This is a genomic window from Pseudomonas sp. St29 (assembly GCF_001547915.1).
GTDB lineage: Bacteria > Pseudomonadota > Gammaproteobacteria > Pseudomonadales > Pseudomonadaceae > Aquipseudomonas.
This window is the reverse complement of the sequence record NZ_AP014628.1, coordinates 5,051,810-5,065,918: the sequence shown is the minus strand read 5'-3', so window position 1 is coordinate 5,065,918 and position 14,109 is coordinate 5,051,810. Positions and strand designations below refer to the sequence as shown.

Annotated in this window: 12 protein-coding genes; 5 read left to right on the top strand and 7 right to left on the bottom strand. The window is 60.8% G+C overall.

Annotation, left to right across the window (positions count from 1 at the left end; genetic code table 11):
• Nucleotides 1–344: 344 nt before the first annotated feature.
• From PST29_RS22315 to PST29_RS22305, 3 genes are read right to left on the bottom strand one after another with little or no spacing between them, the layout of a single operon-like run.
• Nucleotides 345–1,004, bottom strand: coding sequence for a DUF1266 domain-containing protein (locus PST29_RS22315; RefSeq protein ID WP_060844371.1), 660 nt, complete (start codon nt 1,002–1,004; stop codon nt 345–347).
• A 7-nt stretch (nt 1,005–1,011) separates the two neighbouring features.
• On the bottom strand, nt 1,012–2,253 hold the full coding sequence (locus PST29_RS22310) for a hypothetical protein (RefSeq protein WP_060844370.1): 1,242 nt from the start codon (nt 2,251–2,253) through the stop codon (nt 1,012–1,014).
• Nucleotides 2,244–4,574, bottom strand: coding sequence for a hypothetical protein (locus tag PST29_RS22305; protein WP_060844369.1), 2,331 nt, complete (start codon nt 4,572–4,574; stop codon nt 2,244–2,246). Before PST29_RS22305 ends, PST29_RS22310 begins: the two co-directional genes overlap by 10 nt.
• A gap of 523 nt (nt 4,575–5,097) precedes the next feature.
• Between PST29_RS22305 and PST29_RS22300 the strand changes: the two genes are divergently transcribed.
• The 4 genes from PST29_RS22300 to PST29_RS22285 all read left to right on the top strand — a co-directional run bounded on the left by PST29_RS22300 (nt 5,098) and on the right by PST29_RS22285 (nt 10,411).
• Entirely contained in the window at nt 5,098–6,702 is a 1,605-nt protein-coding gene (locus tag PST29_RS22300; RefSeq protein ID WP_060840585.1) for a tetratricopeptide repeat-containing response regulator, read from the top strand.
• Nucleotides 6,699–7,388 (top strand): sensor histidine kinase, encoded by a 690-nt coding sequence (locus PST29_RS22295; RefSeq protein ID WP_060840584.1) that lies wholly within the window; start codon nt 6,699–6,701, stop codon nt 7,386–7,388. Before PST29_RS22300 ends, PST29_RS22295 begins: the two co-directional genes overlap by 4 nt.
• A gap of 336 nt (nt 7,389–7,724) precedes the next feature.
• Nucleotides 7,725–8,966 (top strand): glutamine synthetase family protein, encoded by a 1,242-nt coding sequence (locus tag PST29_RS22290; protein WP_173664444.1) that lies wholly within the window; start codon nt 7,725–7,727, stop codon nt 8,964–8,966.
• Between the two features lie 74 nt (nt 8,967–9,040).
• Nucleotides 9,041–10,411, top strand: a complete 1,371-nt coding sequence (locus PST29_RS22285; RefSeq protein WP_060840582.1) for an MFS transporter — start codon at nt 9,041–9,043, stop codon at nt 10,409–10,411.
• Nucleotides 10,412–10,469: 58 nt separating this feature from the next.
• On the opposite strand, the gene PST29_RS22280 is transcribed toward PST29_RS22285, so the two are convergent.
• The 4 genes from PST29_RS22280 to flgA form a co-directional block, all read right to left on the bottom strand.
• On the bottom strand, nt 10,470–11,216 hold the full coding sequence (locus PST29_RS22280; protein WP_060844367.1) for a flagellar brake protein: 747 nt from the start codon (nt 11,214–11,216) through the stop codon (nt 10,470–10,472).
• A gap of 96 nt (nt 11,217–11,312) precedes the next feature.
• Nucleotides 11,313–11,780, bottom strand: coding sequence for a flagella synthesis protein FlgN (locus PST29_RS31275; RefSeq protein WP_060840580.1), 468 nt, complete (start codon nt 11,778–11,780; stop codon nt 11,313–11,315).
• A 48-nt stretch (nt 11,781–11,828) separates the two neighbouring features.
• The gene (flgM, locus tag PST29_RS22270) at nt 11,829–12,146 is read right to left on the bottom strand and encodes a flagellar biosynthesis anti-sigma factor FlgM (RefSeq protein ID WP_060840579.1); all 318 of its coding nucleotides are present in this window, start codon (nt 12,144–12,146) and stop codon (nt 11,829–11,831) included.
• Nucleotides 12,147–12,297: 151 nt separating this feature from the next.
• The gene (gene flgA, locus PST29_RS22265; protein ID WP_060840578.1) at nt 12,298–13,059 is read right to left on the bottom strand and encodes a flagellar basal body P-ring formation chaperone FlgA; all 762 of its coding nucleotides are present in this window, start codon (nt 13,057–13,059) and stop codon (nt 12,298–12,300) included.
• 75 nt (nt 13,060–13,134) lie between these two features.
• Here flgA and PST29_RS22260 point away from each other — a divergent pair, with 75 nt between their 5' ends.
• On the top strand, nt 13,135–14,067 hold the full coding sequence (locus tag PST29_RS22260; protein ID WP_060840577.1) for a chemotaxis protein CheV: 933 nt from the start codon (nt 13,135–13,137) through the stop codon (nt 14,065–14,067).
• The last annotated feature ends 42 nt before the right edge of the window (nt 14,068–14,109 follow it).

Sequence of the window (14,109 nt, the reverse complement as noted above, 5' to 3'; positions counted from 1 at the left end):
CAGAGTCGCTGTTCTCGCTCTCTCCGATCAGGCCTTGTAGCAGGAGACTGCCTCCCAGCACCCACTCATGGAGTCACCTGGGATTGTTCAGGTCGCGGTGATCGGTGTTGCTGATACTCGGCTGGGAGAAGAGGGGGATGCTCTATGTAATGCTGCTCCCCGGAACCAGCTTGGCGGCTGATGCGCTGAGCGGATGGTTCCGCCAGTACATGACCCATTACAGGGTTCCCAGCAGCGTGAAGTTCGTCCTCGACTCCCCTGCCAATAGGACGGGCAGGGGCCTCATCAGGCCGATGAGGCCATTCAATGGTACGGGGACAGGACACTTCCCCACTTGTGTGATTTCAATCCGCTACTGGCGAGAACGCCGGCAACCCCTGCCAGGCAACCCCAGCCCACATGCCGCTGCCCGGCGTCAGCAGGCGGCCAAGGCTTGCTTCGTTGAACGCCTGCCCCAGTGAGTCGGCCCTGAATGCCGCTACCCACTGACTGCGTCCGAGCATGAAGGCTTTGCCGAAGTCTTCCCAGTCGCTGAAGCAGTCCTGGGCTCGCTGTGCGTTGAGGAGCAGGATCCGCCAGCCGCTCTCGGTTTCGATCCAGCCCATCAGCATTGCGCAACGGACGAAGAAGGCGCAGCGCACGCAGGCAAAGGCCATGGCCGCTCGCGGATCGTCGCTGGCGTTCAGGCCGTGCAGGTCAATCCGAAACCACTGGCGTTCCAGAGTGCTGTTCAAATGCTCACGGACTTCATCATCTGTGGCATTGCTGCGAAAGCCGATCTGATGCAGCAGTGGGGCCCTGAGAGTAGTTTTCGCCTGATCCATGAAGTGGGTGGTATCGGGATCGAAGAAGCCCGTCATCCCGGTGGCGTCGACCATGGGTTGCGCCAGCGTCAACGCCCAGCGTTTGCGCGGGGTGAATACCACCAGCGAGGTAGGCGATTGGCGGCGGTAGTAGCGCCAGACCAGCCAGGCGCCGAAGGCTACTGCTATTACTGTCATCATTTGCGGTTCACCGATTCCTGGCCTGCCAGGCGGCTATTTCCTCCGCCTGGAGTGGGGACATATCTGTCCATGTCACCCCTTCGGTCCGGTATGACGGGGCGTCGGCGTGGGGTTGTGGCCAGGGACTTTTCTTGAAGATATGCCGGGTGGCGTACTTCACCGACGGCGCCCTGGGCGCCACCTCCAGCAGCAGGTCGGACTGACGGGCCGCCACCAGCCACTCGACCATGGCCGAAGGAGCATCCAGCCGGTAGAACAGTTGCGGGTAGCGCGCCACCAGGCGCGTCTGGGTCTGGGCGTCGCTGACTTCCTCAATGCGCAGCCAGCCGGCTTCGGTGCGCACGATGCCGATGGCAATGCAGTCGGTCGGGGTCTGCAGGTCGGTATCCAGGGTATTGAGGAACCGCAGCAGGTCCTGAAAGTAGCGTTCGATAGGTGGACGGTTCTGCTTGCCTTTGACTTGCTCCACGGTCAATGCGCCATCCTCCTGGATGATCAGGCTGACGGTGATGTGGGGCTGGCCTTGGGCATCACGCAGGCTGAACACGCGCATGCTCTGTTGTTCCACGGCTTCGGCATAACGCTCGCCGTAGCCGCCGGTCAAGGCTCGGCGGTTGGCAAACTGCCCCAGGCAGTGGCGCATCACGTAGCTTTCGAAGGCCATTTCTGCCCGCAGCAACGGGCTTTGCGGGCGCAGCTCGACCCAGTTGTGATCGGCGCAGGCCAGGGTCAGATCCAGGGCGTCGGCCGAGCTTTGACGCCAGCCCTGCTCAACACGGGCTGCCATCTGTGCATGCTCTTTTTCCCACAGCGCCAGGGCCTGGGGGCAGGTGATGCGATCGAGCTTGCCCTCCAGTGCCGTGCCTTTGCGCGACGTCAGGAACTCCACGAGCACAGCCTCATGCTGCAGCAACTGTGGTCCCAGTGGGTCGATCCAAACCAAGGGCGCCACTGCGTTTGGTCTTTCTTCGCTCAGGGCTTTGGCCGCGGCCTTGAAGTGCCCGGCTACCCAGGCGGGCAAGGTGTCGCTGCCCAGGGCGCTAGCGGCTTCCTCCAGGCTGAAAATGGGGCGCGCCGGCTCAAAGTTACCGACCAGATGCCGGTAGAAGTGATTGAGCAGCCAGCTCTGCACCGGCCCTTCATCGCCCCGGCCCTGACTGCGTTGGGCGATGCCGGCCTTGAGCTGGTCGGCATTGAGCAGATTGCGCGGGGCATAGCTGGAGGTGCGTGGGTCGGTGCCTATTTCCATATCTGCCACCAGCTTTTCTTGGCGACTGTTTGCGCCGGTGCCTGGAGCTGCGCCAGGAACTGTTCGGTGCGGGCCCGGCATTTGATGTCGTAGTCATCTTCGTCATTGCACAGGGCCAGGGTGCGTGTGCAGTAATCGATGGCTTCGGCGGTGCGTCCCCGGGCGTGGTGGAAGTCTACTGAGGAGGACATCACCGAGACTTCGTTCATGGCCAGGACCAGTGGTTCATAGCGCTGCCAGAGGCTGTCGGCATTATCCGGGTGGGCATGGGCCAGATAGCGCGCCAACTTGACTCGGGCGAACAGGGCTGAGCTGTCCAGTTGCTGGTCGCTGACGCCTTGTTCTTCCTGCCATTTGAGCAGGCGTTCGAGCCAGATGAGGATTTCGCTGTCGCGATCCAGCGAGTACAGGGCGTAGGCCACCGAGGCGATGTAGTCGTTTGGATCGTGGCGGCTGTAGCCGAATTCCGCCGAGTAGTGCCACAGCTGTTCTGCGGCTTCGACGATGCCGGGCTTGTCGTCCATGCGAATGCGCGCGCTGAGCAGGCCGTTGTAGTGTTCGGCGAACGAGCTGGCAGCGATGCCTCGCAGGTGCAGGTCAATCGCCTCCTCGTTGCGGTTCTGTTCGTTGTAGTAGCGATAGTTGATCGCCAGATTGTTGCAGAGCATGGAATACAGGTGGGCACAGGCGTCAAACGGATGACCGCTGCCATTGGCGAAGTAGCGTTCCATATGGGCCTGGCCCTGCTCGTAGGCATCTCTCTGTGCCTCGCGCAGCAACCAATAGGCCTGGTCGCGGGCTTCTTTGGGCAGTTTGTCGGCCTCGGCTTCCACCAGGTCGTCGATGAACGCCGCGTAGTTGTAGCCATACATGCCGCTGGCCAGGATCGGCTTGGGTTGCTTCAGGGCCTCGATCACCCCCAGGTTCTTGACCTGCGCCGCAAACAGCGAAAAGGCGCTGCGGTTGTCCTGCATCCGTCCGGCCTGGATGGCCGCCTGCAGTTGGCTGGCCTCGCTGGCAGCATCGATCAGGCCGCGTTCAGCGTCATGCACGGCGGCCAGGCGCCGGATCCACGGGTGCTCGGGGGCGCGGCGCAGGGCTTCGGCCCGTGCTGCGGCAAACAGTGGATCAAGCAACTGCGGATCTTCCATGGCTGCATGCAGCGCCGCGAGCAGCGCGGAGGCGCCCGCCTCGTTGGCATCGAGCTCTGGCAGTGCCGAGAGAAAGCTCTGCAGGACCTCTTCATTGATGCAAGCGCGCATCACGCAGATTGGCCACCAGGGGTTGTGATCCTCGGGGTCCTGCAAGCGGTTGAGGATCAGGCGCGCGGTGGCCGGCCACATTTCGGTTTGTCGCTCGTAGACATCGATGAAGGCGCGATGCCCAGCTTCCTCGATGCGTCCGGCTTCCATCAGCCAAGGCAGTTCATATTCGATGAAGTTGCTACCGCCGTCGGAGTCCAGGCTCAGGGCGGCGGCGTTACAGATCTTCAGGGCTCCGGCCAGGTCACCCTGGGCGTGCAGGGCGCGGGCGGCCAGGCGTGCGGTGCGCACCTCCCACTCGCGGCGCCTTGGCAGGGAGAGGTGGGCGGTCAGTTGGGCGATGGGTTGCTCGAACAGCGCCAGGCGCAAGGGGATGATCTCGATCAGCGCATTGCCCAGCCACAGCCAGTCGCCTTCGTCGATGTCCTGATCAGGCCCGGCGCTGCGCAGCGCATTGATCGCTTCCAGGGCGGCGCTGCGGGCGTCTTCATCACGCTCGTGATGGGCCAGGACGCGGGCGCGGCGCTGATACTGATCGGCGGCATCCCAGGCTCGCAGTGCCACGCGGGCAGGGTTGCTCAGAGTCAGGGCGTAGCGCACTTCGATGGTTTTTACTGCGACTTCGAGGCGGCCGCCCTCCAGTTCGTCGAAGATCCGGAAGCGACGGTAATGCTCGACATTGAAGTCCAGGGTTTGCGTGGCCATCTGGTTGAGCTGTTCGAGGACCTCGAGCAGGGTCGCGTCGTCATCCAGATAGCTGGCGACCCGCAGGCGCAGGATGGCCAGGTTCATCAGCAGTTCGGCGCGCGCCGGCTCGGGCGAGGCCTGCAGCAGGGCGTTGCCATCGTTCTCGATCACCGCCCGGGCCGCCGCTGAGTCGCCGGCCTGCATCCACAGAGTGTGCAGGCGGTCGATGGACGCCAGAGAGTCGGCCCGCAGGGGCTGTGCCTGCAGTTGGGCCAGCCAGGTATTGCCTTCCTGCTCCTGCTGTTGCGCCTCAAGGCGGTCCATGAACTGTTCCAGTTCGATGCCGGTTATCACGCTGCTGTCATGCGCCATCGTTAACTCCATTTGATAATGACCTGCGCATCCGATGATGCACTGCCTGGCGGACCGGCATTGCCTCGTCGTGGGTACCGTCTTCGGGTGTCATGCCGATCCTTCGACACCCGGGTAGCAAGCCGGTGGCGCCTGCTACTGATAGACCCCCTGGCTCCGGCCGACCCTGCGCGCAGTGTCGGTATTCCAGGCCAAAAACGATCGAGGCTTCAAGGCGCAGCACGCTATCAGGTGATGTTTCGGAATCCAAGGTTTGCCCATGCAGCAACGCTGTTTTTCTGCGCAGGGCCGTCTAGGCTGGCAGCTGTTAAATCCTCTCGTGCCTCTATAAGGGATTGGCAAGTCCGGCCGATAACTTCAGTGGACAATTGTGTTCCCAAGCGGCGACCTGCATCACAGGTCGACTTGAAAGTGCTTGATAGCCTGTGGCCAGCAGCTATTATCTGCGCGCCAAAAACAGGCTGCGAAGCCGGGCGGGTCTTGCTGTCCCTGGATTGATCTTCTTACTTGCCTGGAATCTTCGATGCTGGCGTACCACCAAAAGAGCTTTTTGATCGTCGATGATTTCTCGGACTTCCGCAGTTCGGTGCGTTCGATGTTGCGTGAGCTGGGCGTCAAGGACGTGGACACCGCCGATAGCGGCGAACAGGCCCTGCGTATGTGCGCGCAGAAGCGCTACGACTTCATTCTTCAGGATTACCACCTGGGCGACGGCAAGAAAAACGGCCAGCAGGTGCTGGAAGACTTGATGCTGGAAAAGCTCATCAGTCACGAGAGCGTGTTTCTCATGGTGACTGCCGAGAGCAGCCAGGCAATGGTGCTCAGTGCCCTGGAGCACGAACCCGATGCCTACCTGACCAAGCCGTTCAACCGTTCCGGCCTGGCCCAGCGCCTGGAGCGTCTGCAACAGCGCAAGACCCTGCTCAAACCCATTCTCCAGGCCCTGGACCGCGGCAAGCCGGTGGAGGTGCTCAACGCCTGCGTCGCCCTGTGCAAGCAAGACCCGCGTTACGCGCCCCTGTGCCTGCGCTATCGGGCCGATGCCTTGCGCGACATGCATCAGAACGAGGCCCTGGAGCGTCTGTACAACAGCATCCTGGCCGATCGGCCACTGCCTTGGGCCTACGTCGGCCTGGGCCGCTTGCTGTTCAAGCGTGGACAGATAGGTGAAGCCAAGGCGGTGTACGAAAAAGCCCTGAAGACATTCCCAATGATGCCGGGGCTGTACGACGGATTGGCCGATGTGCTGGTGGCCGAAGGTGATACCAAGCGCGCCCAGAGCGTGCTCGAAGAGGCCGTGCGCCTGTCGCCGCTGGCGGTGCGTCGTCAGGCGTTGCTGGGCAAGCTGGCCATGGCCAACGAAGACTTTGACAGTGCTTCCAGGGCCTATCGCCAAGCTGTATCCCAGGGCGCCCAGTCGCGCTTCAAGGACCCGGAAAGCAACCTGGGCCTGGCCCATGCCCTGATCAGCAAGGGCAGCGAAAAGGGCCTGGACACCCGCACCCGCCTGGAGATCAATCAGACCCTGAGTGCGGTAGCCAAGGAAAATCCCACCGACCCGGGGCTGCAGATTCGTGCGCGTTTGATGAAAGCCACCAGTCTGCTGCTCAATGATGCGGAAACCGCGGAGAAGCTCACCGAGCAGGCGCTGATGCGTCTGGACGGCATGGAGCAGTTCATGAGTCCGGAAGCGGCATTGCTGGTGGCCAAGCAGTTGCAGATGCTCGGGCAGGCCAGTGCTGGCGCGACGATGTTGAAGAACTGTGCGGAGATCTATGGCGACGATCCGAAGGTCATGCAGAACATCGCCAAGCTCACGGACGATCCGACTATTCTCAGTTCGTCCAATGCGGCGGCCGACATCAACCGCCAGGGCGTGCGCAGTTACAAGGCCGGCAACCTCAGCGAGGCTCGCGAGTTGTTCCGCAAGGCCCTGGCCATGCAGCCGAAGAACATCAGTATTGCCCTGAATATGGCGCAGTCGCTGTTGCACGGCACAGACCCGAATACAGACGCGGCACTCCTGGAAGAATGCCAGGCGTGCCTGAAAATGGTCGGCATGATGCCCGATACCGATGCGCGTTATCCGCGCTACCAGAAGCTGCGAAGCAAGGCGTTTGGCGAATGAACGAAGAGCAACAGGCGCTCGATTTTTCCACGGTGATCGCCTCCACCGTACACGACATGAAAAACTCCCTGGCGATGCTGATGCAGGCCCACGGTCAGTGGCAGGCTCGACTCTCCGAGGCGCAGCGCGCGCCCGAACAGGGAGTGATCGATTACCACTTCGCCCACCTCAACGGCATGCTGGTGCAGCTCCTGGGGCTGTACAAGCTGGGCGTCAATCAGTTGCCGTTGCAACCGGCCTACCATGAGCTGGATGACTTCATCGAGGCGCAGTTGGTGAACCATCAGGATGTGTTCAAGAGTCGCGGCATCTCGGCCACCTATGAGGTCGATCCCTTGAGCCCCCTGGGCTTTTTCGATCGAGAACTGATCGCCTCGGTGCTGGCCAATTGCATCAACAACGCGCTGCGTTATGCCCGTCATGCCCTGTTGATCACGGTCAGTGACGAAGAGGGGCAGGTGGTGCTGTCCATCAACGACGACGGCGACGGCTACCCGCAGGCGCTGATCGAGCGCCAGGACGATTATGTCCAGGGCATCAATCAAAGCAGCGGCAGTACCGGGCTGGGGCTGTATTTTGCTGGGCGCATCGCCCAGTTGCACCAGCGCAATGGTGTCTGCGGACACACCCGTATCAGTAACGGTGGCCCCTTGGGCGGCGGGCTGTTCAAGCTGTATCTGCCTTGAGCGTCTTGTCAGTCCGGGTGCGGAAGAGGTTCTGAAAGGCCTGGCCTGGCCGGTCAGCGCTGGTGGGGGCTTTCTTTCTGCTACAGGTTCGTGCCGGACCTGGCTTTATGGGTTGTTCGCCGGGAGCGGGTCCGCTCCCGGGATTTTATTCTTGCCTGCTTGAAATCCTGAACGGGTGATGCGTATTTTGTACGGGTCGCCGTTCGCGGCTCGTATAACAACAAGGATTGAGTCATGACAACCGATGGCCACAGTTCACTCGCCGAGCGATTGACGGGCATTGATGAGATTGAATGCGTCACCGCGGATCTCAATGGCGTGCCGCGGGGCAAGGTGATGACCGCCGAGGGCTTTCTCGAAGGGCGGCGCTTGCAGATGGCTCGGGGGGTGCTGCTGCAATGCATCATGGGCGGGTATCCGCCGGCACGTTTTTACGGCAGCGACGACGGCGACCTGGCGCTCAATGCCGACCCCCGGCAGATTCACCGCCTGCCCTGGAGCCAGACGCCGCGGGCGCTGGCCATCTGTGACGCGGACGAACTCAGCGGTGAAAGTTCGCGTCTGTCCACCCGGGGCCAACTCAAGCAGGTGATCTCGCGTTATGCGGCCCTGGGCCTGGCGCCTGTGGTGGCCACTGAGCTTGAGTTCTTCGTGTTTGCGGCCAATGACGATCCTGCTCAGGCCTTTCGGCCGCCGGTTGGCCTGGATGGTCGACGGGAAGAGGGGTATTCGGCGTTCAGTGTCAGCTCCAACAACGGCTTGCGGCCGTTCTTCAAGGAAGTCTATGAATGCATGGCGGCCCTGGGCCTGCCTCGCGATACGTTCATGCATGAGATGGGCGTCAGCCAGTTCGAGATCAACCTGTTGCATGGCGATCCGTTGCTGTTGGCGGATCAGACTTTCCTGTTCAAGCACCTGCTCAAGGAAGTGGCGCTCAAGCACGGGTTGATCGTGGTCTGCATGGCCAAGCCGCTGGCCCGCACGCCCGGCAGCTCCATGCATATCCACCAGAGTCTGGTGGAGATCGGCAGTGGGCGTAATGTCTTCAGTGACGAGGCCGGGCAACCGACGGCGATGTTCCGTCATTTCATCGGCGGCCTGCAGGCCGGCCTGGCGGATTTCACGGCGTTGTTCGCGCCTAACGTGAACTCCTATCAGCGCTTGTGCCATCCTTACGCTTCGCCGAACAATGCCTGCTGGTCGCATGACAATCGGGCTGCGGGGCTGCGTATACCGGCCAGTTCACCGGTGGCGCGACGGGTGGAAAACCGCCTGCCGGGCGCGGATGCCAACCCGTATCTGGCAATTGCCGCCAGCCTGGCTGCGGGTCTGCATGGGATCGAGAACGAGCTGGAGCCCACGGCGGCGATCCAGGGGGAGTTCGAAGTACCGGACAATTTGTCCCTGCCTTGTACCTTGCATGCGGCACTGGAGCGTCTGAAACGTAGTCAGTTGGCCAGGGAACTGTTCGGTACCGAGTTCATCGAAGGCTACATCGCTTCGAAGACCATGGAGTTGACCAGCTTCTTTGATGAAATCACTCCCTGGGAGCGGCGTGTGTTAGCGGCCCAGGCATAACCTAACCCGTCGCTGGCCGGGCCCCGATCTGTCCGGGGGCCGGCACCTCATTCAAGGAGCCGCTCGGAACGCCGATGCGCCAAATCTGGAAATCCTTTCGAGCGCTTTATTTCGCCTCGCTGATGATGTTGATCGGCTCGGGTCTGCTCAGCACTTATCTGGCCCTGCGCCTGGCTGCCGACCATGTCGATGGCCTGTGGGTGGGGGCCCTGATGGCGGCGAACTATTTCGGTCTGGTATTGGGCGGCAAGCTGGGTCATCGGCTGATTGCCCGGGTCGGCCACATCCGTGCCTACGCCACCTGTGCCGGGATCGTCGGCGCGGCGGTGCTTGGGCACGGTCTGGTAGATTGGCTGCCAGCCTGGCTGGTGCTGCGGATGATCGTTGGCCTGGGGATGATGTGTCAGTACATGGTCATCGAAAGCTGGCTCAATGAGCAGGCCGACGCCAATCAGCGTGGCCTGGTGTTCAGCGGCTACATGATCGCTTCTTACCTGGGGCTGGTGCTGGGGCAGTTGATACTGGTCATGCACCCGGCTCTGGGGCCGGAGCTGTTGATGCTGGTAGCCCTGTGCTTTGCCTTGTGCCTGGTGCCGGTGGCCATGACCCGGCGTATTCACCCGGCACCTCTGCACCCGGCGCCGATGGAGCCGCGCTTCTTTATCAAGCGGGTGCCGCAGTCCCTGAGTACCGTATTGGGCTCGGGCCTGATCGTCGGCTCGTTCTACGGCCTGGCGCCGCTCTACGCCTCGCAGCAGGGGCTTAGCACTGAGCAGGTGGGTCTGTTCATGGGCAGCTGTATCTTTGCCGGGCTGGTGGTGCAATGGCCGCTGGGCTGGTTGTCCGATCGTTATGATCGGGCCCTGTTGATTCGTTGTTTTGCCTTGTTCCTGGCAGTGGTGGCCTTGCCCTTGGCGGTGCTGCCGGCAGTGCCTCTGGAACTGCTGTTCGTCCTTGGATTCCTCTGTTCTCTGGTGCAGTTCTGCCTTTATCCGCTGGCGGTGGCATTTTCCAATGACCATGTGGAAAGTGATCGACGGGTCTCGCTGACGGCGATGCTGTTGGTCACCTATGGCGTTGGGGCAAGCGTCGGCCCGTTGGTGGCTGGGGTGCTGATGAAGTTGTTCGGCAGCCAGATGCTCTATGCCTTCTTCAGTTTCTTTGCCCTGGTGCTGGTCTGGCGGATTCGACCGAAGGCGGTGACCAATCTGCATCAGGTGGACGATGCGCCGCTGCATCACGTGGCGATGCCGGACAGTATGTCCAGCTCGCCTCTGGTGGCGGCTCTCGATCCGCGGGTAGACGAGCAGGTGGTCCAGGATCAGATGCAGACCGCTCCCGCGCCGGACGCCACGCCGGCTGCAGAGCCCGATACGCCGCAAGCGCCGGATGAGGTGCCGCCCGAGGATTGCGCTCGGGATCACCTGAGCGGGGCCAGGCCCTAGAAATGCAAAACGGGCAGTCGCCGCAAGGCTCTGCCCGTTTTCAATGGTGTCTGCTGAATCAGAGGTCGTCTTTGTCGAAGCGCCGTGCTTCACGCTGCAACTGATAGACGAAGCGCTCTACCTGGCGCTGGACCAGGCCGCTCATGTTATGAAAGCGCACGCCGGCAAATGTGGTGTCGATGCGTTCTTCGTGGTGCAGATAGCGCAGCTCGACCGGGGCAGTCATGCTGCCGAAGGGCAGGGCGGCGATAAAACGTTCGTAGACCTGGCCCAGTTGCAGGCGCGAGGAAATATCGCCATCGAAGCGCAGTTTGCAGCCGGTGGCGGAGATATCCAGCAGCTTGCCGGTCAACGGGGACTTGAGTTTTTCGCCGCTCAGTTCGATATCCACCAACTGCGCCAATTTGAGTGCGGCACGGAAAGCGTTGCGGCGCTGATGGTAGACCACTTCGTCCGGCAAGGTGGTGCGGTAGCAGCGGCCGCTATTGGACTCGTCCAGGGTTGGCGTGCCATTGCTTTCCCAGGCGATGCGCACGCCTTCATGAAAGCCTTCAACACGAAACGGTTCGCCTGCCAGCAGGAAGCGCTCGCCGTCGCGGGGAATCATTTCATCGAGAGCAATCATGTTGCTGTCGCGGTCCACTTCCACCAGATAGCTCTGGAAACGCTGGCTGCGCTCATGGAAAGTGATGATCAGCGGGTCGTGGCTCTCTTGCAGCAACCGCAGGTTGGAGGAAATTTCCAACGCAGTGGTGAACACCTTGGGTGGCTGCGGAGCATCTTCCGCGTTTGAGGCGTTGAACACGGTTCATCAATCTCCAGACAAAATACAACTACACGCAGGAGCTGGCATTCTGCCAGCATGTTTCACGGCTTGGTAGCGCGCGCTCATTTTTGGGGTTTAAGCCTGACTGAGTGGGCGGGGCTTCGCAAGCATAGAGGTGGAGCCGCGGGCGTCATAAAGGGCTGGGGGTTCGCCGCCGTTGAGAATTTTCAACTGGTTGGCAGTGCTGGCCTGCTGAATCTGGATCGAGCGGCCATTGAGCTCGTTGGTGGCCTGGCAGTCGGCGAGCAGTTGGGTCAGTCGGCTGCCCTGCTCAAGCAGTTGATCGCCCACGCTCGAGTGACTGGCCAGTTGTTCAAGACCGGCACGATTGGTCGGCAGGTTAAGGCTGGCGAGGATCTCTGTGCGTTTGCGGCCATGCTGTTCCAGCAAAATGACCAGGGCCTGTTTCTGCGCCAGAATATCCTCCAGCAGCGGCATGTCACGGCCGTGCAGAGCTACGGATTCGGCTCTGAGCAGTTCCAGCAGTTGTTGCGCTGGAGCAAGGTCATCGTTGATCAGTTGCAGTAGATTCGTGTCGTGCATGGCTGGCCTTGGGGATTAAGCGTCCAAAAGCCTGGCGCAAGCCTGGGGCTAGCGCTGGGCTTCGAAGTTGAGCAGTTTGCTGGCTACACGGTTGCTGTCGACCTTGTAGCTGCCATCGGCAATGGCTTGCTTCAACTCGGCCACTCGGGCCTTGTCGACAGCAGGCTGATCGCGCAGCTTGTCGGTGATTTTCTGCAACTGTTGAGCCTCATTGCTGAGGTGTACCGATTCCCCGCTTTTGCTGGTCTCGGCTGCAGTTGCCAGCGGCACGGACTTGCCGGCATCGCCGGTTTCCTTGCTGGTGCCGGTACGCGTACTGCCTGTCAGTAAAGGGGAGCTGTTTAAACGGCTGAAGTCGATGACCATGATGAAGAAAACCTCTGGGTATTTGGACGCTTGCCATGTTTTCGGCCATACCCTGAAAAACTTTAGGCTCGATTGTCGATAAGCCAACGCAGGTATCTGCGACCTCTGATTGGCCACAGTTTAGGGAACGAGCGAGTCGAGCGCCAGTTATCTACATGGCAACTTCCACCTGTCCAGGGGCGGTGACACGAGCCTTGATCACTCGTTGCGAATTCAGGTTCTTGACCCGAATCTGCTCGCTCATACCGCCGTTAGACAGTGCTTCTCCCGGCATTCGTACATTCAGGGTGCCGCTGCGTGCCGAGATCACTACGTGATCGCCTTTGCGCACCACCTCTGCCTGTTCCAGATGACCCAGGGTAACAAGTTGGTCGGCGACCATTGGTCGGACAAGTTTCTGACCAATGGCCTGGTCTACCGAGGTCAGGTAGCCCTGATTGCTCAGGCTGATGTCCCGCTCGCGCAGCACAACGTCTTCGGGCTCGATGATGCCGGCGCGTTTGAGTGGTCGTGAACTGGTGACCACCTCGCGGAACAGTTTGACCTGGGCCGGGACGAACACGGTCCAGGGCGAGCTGCCTTCGCAGCGTACCTTGACCGTGACCCTGCCCAGTGGCTGGGCAGGACTTTCCAGGCTCGCTGTCAATTCCTTGTCGCACGCCGGCATGCGCATACGGGGATCCAGCTGGTTGACCTGAATTTCGTAGCGTCCTTCCGTTTGACTGGTAGCCAGGTAGTCTTCTACCGTGAATTCAAGAAACCCTTGAGTGACGCCGATAAGTAGATCAGGCAGGGTGACCGAATCAGCAACGGCAGGGCCGCCAGGGTTTAAGATACACAACGCCGACAGCCCGCAGAGCAATGTGCGGTAGGGGGATGTCAGGCGTCGGAAAAATGTCGTTTTGGCGTTCATAACAGTTAAAAAGCAAGCGCCGTGCCGTTTAGCAATGAGCGTGCGTCGGATCTTAAAGCTTCGGGGAGTCTGGGCATGGCTGGTGTAATGGATTCGGTAAACCAGCGCACGCAATTGGTTGGGCAGAATCGCCTGGAACTGCTGCTGTTCCGTCTGGACGGTGAGCAGCTCTACGGGATCAACGTGTTCAAGGTTCGCGAGGTGCTGCAATGCCCCAAGCTGACCCTGATGCCCAAATCCAATCCTGTGGTGTGCGGTGTCGCGAATATACGAGGGGCAACCATTCCGATCCTGGATCTGGCAATGGCCACCGGTGCTGGCGGGTTGCAGGATCAGAGCAATCCGTTCGTCATCATCACTGAGTACAACACCAAGACCCAAGGGTTTCTGGTGCGCTCGGTGGAACGCATCGTCAATATGAACTGGGAAGAAATCCATCCGCCGCCCAAGGGGACTGGCCGTGACCATTACCTCACGGCAGTCACTCGGGTGGACAATCAGTTAGTCGAGATCATTGACGTCGAGAAGGTGCTGGCGGAAGTCGCTCCTACCTCGGAGTCCATTTCGGTGGGCGTGGTGGATGTCGAGACCCAACACAAGGCTGTTTCCCTGCGGGTGCTGACCGTTGATGACTCATCGGTGGCGCGCAAACAGGTGACTCGCTGCCTGCAGACCGTAGGTGTCGAGGTGGTGGCCTTGAACGATGGGCGACAAGCGTTGGACTACTTGCGCAAGCTGGTGGATGAGGGCAAGAAGCCGGAAGAGGAATTCCTCATGATGATTTCCGACATCGAGATGCCCGAAATGGACGGCTACACCCTCACGGCCGAGATACGTAATGATCCACGCATGCAAAAGCTGCATATCATCCTGCATACTTCGTTGTCAGGGGTGTTCAATCAGGCGATGGTGAAGAAGGTCGGTGCCGATGACTTCCTTGCCAAGTTCCGTCCTGATGACCTGGCTTCCCGGGTAGTTGACCGGATCAAAGCAGCAGACCACAGCTGAGGGCATCAGCCCCTGGCGGACATAAGATTTAAGAGGCGGCAG

Bases quoted from the DNA above. Each gene is read 5' to 3' on its own strand.
- PST29_RS22310 (WP_060844370.1), bottom strand. From the start codon at position 2,253: ATGGAAATAGGCACCGACCCACGCACCTCCAGCTATGCCCCGCGCAAT.
- PST29_RS22305 (WP_060844369.1), bottom strand. From the start codon at position 4,574: ATGGCGCATGACAGCAGCGTGATAACCGGCATCGAACTGGAACAGTTC.
- PST29_RS22315 (WP_060844371.1), bottom strand. From the start codon at position 1,004: ATGATGACAGTAATAGCAGTAGCCTTCGGCGCCTGGCTGGTCTGGCGC.
- flgM (WP_060840579.1), bottom strand. From the start codon at position 12,146: ATGGTCATCGACTTCAGCCGTTTAAACAGCTCCCCTTTACTGACAGGC.
- flgA (WP_060840578.1), bottom strand. From the start codon at position 13,059: ATGAACGCCAAAACGACATTTTTCCGACGCCTGACATCCCCCTACCGC.
- PST29_RS22290 (WP_173664444.1), top strand. From the start codon at position 7,725: ATGACCGCCGAGGGCTTTCTCGAAGGGCGGCGCTTGCAGATGGCTCGG.
- PST29_RS31275 (WP_060840580.1), bottom strand. From the start codon at position 11,780: ATGCACGACACGAATCTACTGCAACTGATCAACGATGACCTTGCTCCA.
- PST29_RS22260 (WP_060840577.1), top strand. From the start codon at position 13,135: ATGGCTGGTGTAATGGATTCGGTAAACCAGCGCACGCAATTGGTTGGG.
- PST29_RS22295 (WP_060840584.1), top strand. From the start codon at position 6,699: ATGAACGAAGAGCAACAGGCGCTCGATTTTTCCACGGTGATCGCCTCC.
- PST29_RS22300 (WP_060840585.1), top strand. From the start codon at position 5,098: ATGCTGGCGTACCACCAAAAGAGCTTTTTGATCGTCGATGATTTCTCG.
- PST29_RS22285 (WP_060840582.1), top strand. From the start codon at position 9,041: ATGCGCCAAATCTGGAAATCCTTTCGAGCGCTTTATTTCGCCTCGCTG.